This is a genomic window from Mesorhizobium sp. M1E.F.Ca.ET.063.01.1.1 (genome assembly GCF_003998155.1).
In the GTDB taxonomy this organism is placed as follows: Bacteria; Pseudomonadota; Alphaproteobacteria; order Rhizobiales; family Rhizobiaceae; genus Mesorhizobium.
On sequence record NZ_RZSC01000598.1, the window covers coordinates 1 to 3,660 of the forward strand.

Below are 3,660 nucleotides of genomic sequence, written 5' to 3' on the forward strand. Positions count from 1 at the left end.
TTTGCAAGCGGCCTCTGGCTCGCCGTCAAACAATAATCGGGTCAAACAATAATCGGAGCCAAACAATGATCAGGGCAGGCTCAACGGGTTAAACCGTCGAGAGTGCGTGCCGCACCGGCAACCATGGCGGGAAAATCGTTCAAATTCGCAGCATCGGATTGGCGGATTCGTCAACGAGTGTGTGGTATTTAACGCACCTGCGGGCAAAATGATGGAAAAAAACCGCGTGACGGCAAGGGGCAATCGAAGGGGTTTGATCGCATGAAAAAGTCCGTTCTCATGGCAGCCGTGCTGGCGAGCACGTTGCTCGGCACGCCGATCGCAAGTCGGGCGGCCTCGCTGGTCGCCAACATCGACGTGTCGTCGCAGACGATGACCGTCAGCAAATACGGCCAGGTGCTTTATCGTTGGAGCGTGTCGACGGCGCGCAAGGGCTACTTCACGCCGCGCGGCAGCTATAGGCCGCAATGGACAGCCCGGATGTGGTACTCGCGCAAATACGAGATGTCGCCGATGCCCTATTCGGTGTTTTTCCGCGGCGGTTATGCCATCCACGGCACGGGCGCAGTGAGGTATCTCGGACGCCCAGCCTCACATGGCTGCGTGCGCCTGCATACGGCCAACGCGGCGACCTTCTATTCGATGGTGAAGGAAGTCGGCTACGGCAACACGCGGATCGTCGTGACCGACTGAAAACGGGCCGGGAGAGGTTCGCCGATGGTCGCAGGCAGAAATTGCTGCCTGCGCGCCTGCCCCTTTTCGGAGCGTTGCAGCAAAGCCTCACATACTTAGAAAAACAACAGCTTATGCTGCCTTCACTATTGCGTAAGCTGGCCTTCACTACGCGGCAATGGTAAGCGAGACGCGTCAATTCTGACGGCTTGGGGAACTATGATGTATCGATTCCTTTTGGGCGCCGCGATCGCGGCAACCGCAACTTCGGCTTTTGCTGCCGATGCGCCAGTCGTTTTGGACCAGGAACTCGCACAACCGCATATCTCCGGCTACGGGGAGGTATATCTCGGCGGAATCTATTTCGCGACTCCCGGGGACGATGCAAACGGCACCACTGCCGGTGGCGCCGCTCGGATCAATTTCCCGATCGATGCCCGCTGGAACATCCAGACCGACGCCGTTATCGATTCGATTTGGATCGAAGGCACCAACATCTACAGCTACGGCGGCGCCATCCATGGCTACTGGCGCGATCCAAGCAGCTATGCGCTGGGCGGATTTGCGACGATCACCGGATATGGCGGCGATGAGTTTGGCGACGAAGATCTCTATACCTTCACGGTAGGTCCCGAAGCCCAAGCCTATTTCGGCAACGTGACGGTTTACGGCCAGGTCTACTACGGACAGTTGCGGGCCAGCGGCGAGTCCGAACATTTCGACAATTGGGGCGGCCGTGGGATCGTGCGGTATTTCGCGCAGGACGATCTGCGTTTCGACGGTGAACTCGGCTTCTCGCGGCTGTCCGGCTTTGGCGAGCATTTCGACACCGTCACGGCGGCATTGCAGGCTACCTACCGGTTCTCGGGGACCCCTTGGTCGGTGTTTGGCCGCTATCAGCTGGACCACCTGACTTTCTCCGAAGCATCGGGCAGCGTAAACGTCCACAAATATGTGATCGGGCTGCGGGCAAGCTTCGGTTCGGATACATTGCTCTCCGAAGACCGCAATGGCGCGACCATGGATACCTATCGGCCCAACCTAACGATACCGTTCCTCTAGGAATTGCTCGGCCAGTTCAGCTAGCCTGGATCAAAGCCGCGAAGCGTGATCTTCGCGGCTTTTCCTTGTGCAGACATCGGCGCTGTTGTGCCCGGGCTGGGTTGATCAAGCCGGAGAACGGCGCTGAGCGCCTGATGCCGCCCGAAGGCTCAGCTGACCTCTCTGGCCTGCCCACGCCGTTTGCGGCGGCGGCCGCTCATCTCCCAGCGCTTGTGGAACCACATCCACTGTCCGGGATCCTCGCGCACCCAACGCTCGACGACGTCGGCGAGAAGCTGTGTGGTGGCATGAACATCGACGCTGCCGCCTTCGGTGCGCGGCAAGATGAGCTTGTCCTCGATTTCAAGGCGGAACCGGTTGCCCGGCAACCTGACACAGCGGGCCGGATAGACATCGCACTCATAGTGGCGGGCAAGCATACCCAACACCGGGTTGCTCTGGCAGGGACGGCCGAAGAAAGTCGTTTCGACGCCGTCCGTGAATTTCTGGTCGACCAGCACGCCGATGGTGCCACCCTTCTCCAGAATGGCGGCGAGAGCAAATGACGCGCCGGTCGAGGAGGGCAGCAGGCCGCCCATCGTCGAGCGGCGTGTCGAGTGGATATAGTCGGCAAGGTAGGGATTGTTGGGCGGGCGAAAGAGCGCCGTGATGTTCATGCCGAAGGTGGCGGCCGCCACCGGCAGCAACTCGAAATTGCCGAGATGGCCGGTGAACAGGATATGCGGCTTCTTCTCGCCGGCGATCTCGACGAAATGGTCGATGCCGCGAACCTCGACCCGACCCGGCTTGGCGGCGTTCGGGTCGAAATCGAAGAGGGCGTCGAGGAAGATGTACTCGGCCGCCAGCCGGGCCATGTTGCCCCACATGTCGGATGCGATGGCCTCGATCTCGGCATCGCTCTTTTCCGGATAGGCGAGGCGCAGATTGCTGACGGCCACCCGATGCCGTCCGACCAGCGGCCCGATGCGGCGGGCGACTCGGTCGGCGAAGTTGAGCGCGCTGTCCGGCGGCAAGAGACGCAGCAGACCGATCATCGCCATGGCCAGCCGCGCCACCAGCCAGTGCTCCATCTGGCGCAACCGCCGGCCATAGCGGAACATGAAGTCCCGGCGGGCTTTCTTGAGCACCTTGCCGACCATCTTTAAACGCGCAGGATGATCTTGCCGAAGACGTCGCGGCCTTCCATGCGCTTCAGCGCGGCGTCGATGTCGTCGAAGCCGACTTCGGTATCGATCACGGGGGAGACGAGTCCGGCCGCCATTTTCTGCATGGCGTCGGCCATGTTCTCCATGCGGCAGCCGAAGGAGCCGAGCAGCTTCAGTTGCTGCTGGAAAAGCTGCATCAGATTGACCTGCGTCGACACGCCCGAGGTCGAGCCGCAGGTGACGAGACGGCCGCCGCGCTTCAAGCACAGCATCGAGCCGGCAAAGGTATCGGCGCCGACGTGCTCGAAGACGACGTCGACGCCCTTCTTCTTGGTCAGCTTGCGCACGACGCCTTCGAAACGGTCCTCGCGGTAGTTGATGACATTGTCGGCGCCGAGCGCCTTCGCCTTGTCGATCTTGTCGTTCGACCCGACGGTGGTGATCACGGTGCAACCCATGCGCTTGGCCAATTGGATGGCGGCGGTGCCGATGCCGGAGCCGCCGGCATGGACAAGGATGGTCTCGCCGGGCTCGAGTCTGGCATTGTCGAACAGCATGTGCTCGACCGTGCCGAAGGTGACGGGGGCGACCGCGGCGCCGATCTCAGACACGCCGGGCGGCGCAGACACCAGCAGGCGGGCCGGCAGGTTGATCTTCTCCTGCGCGAAGCCGTCGAGATGGAAGCCGTGGACGCCGGAAACATGCTCGCAGAGATTGTCGCGGCCTTCGCGGCAGGCGCGGCAGAGCCCGCAGGTGCGCGCGCCATAGATCGACACCAACT

At 61.6% G+C, this 3,660-nt stretch carries 4 protein-coding genes; 2 read left to right on the top strand and 2 right to left on the bottom strand.

All coding sequences use genetic code 11. From position 1 onward, the window contains the following. Positions 1-261: 261 nt before the first annotated feature. Both EOA29_RS28840 and EOA29_RS28845 read left to right on the top strand, forming a co-directional pair. On the top strand, positions 262-693 hold the full coding sequence (locus EOA29_RS28840) for a L,D-transpeptidase (protein ID WP_126093329.1): 432 nt from the start codon (positions 262-264) through the stop codon (positions 691-693). A 201-nt stretch (positions 694-894) separates the two neighbouring features. Next, on the top strand, positions 895-1,734 hold the full coding sequence (locus EOA29_RS28845) for a hypothetical protein (RefSeq protein WP_126093330.1): 840 nt from the start codon (positions 895-897) through the stop codon (positions 1,732-1,734). 149 nt (positions 1,735-1,883) lie between these two features. Here the strand turns inward: EOA29_RS28845 and EOA29_RS28850 are convergent, their stop codons facing one another. Both EOA29_RS28850 and EOA29_RS28855 read right to left on the bottom strand, forming a co-directional pair. Beyond that, positions 1,884-2,873, bottom strand: coding sequence for a lipid A biosynthesis lauroyl acyltransferase (locus EOA29_RS28850; RefSeq protein ID WP_126093331.1), 990 nt, complete (start codon positions 2,871-2,873; stop codon positions 1,884-1,886). Positions 2,874-2,875: 2 nt separating this feature from the next. Then, the coding region (locus tag EOA29_RS28855) for a zinc-binding dehydrogenase (protein ID WP_127221944.1) at positions 2,876-3,660 on the bottom strand (785 nt) is incomplete at its 5' end.

Coding starts and splice junctions, on each gene's coding strand:
- EOA29_RS28845 (WP_126093330.1), top strand. CDS start 895: ATGTATCGATTCCTTTTGGGCGCCGCGATCGCGGCAACCGCAACTTCG.
- EOA29_RS28850 (WP_126093331.1), bottom strand. CDS start 2,873: ATGGTCGGCAAGGTGCTCAAGAAAGCCCGCCGGGACTTCATGTTCCGC.
- EOA29_RS28840 (WP_126093329.1), top strand. CDS start 262: ATGAAAAAGTCCGTTCTCATGGCAGCCGTGCTGGCGAGCACGTTGCTC.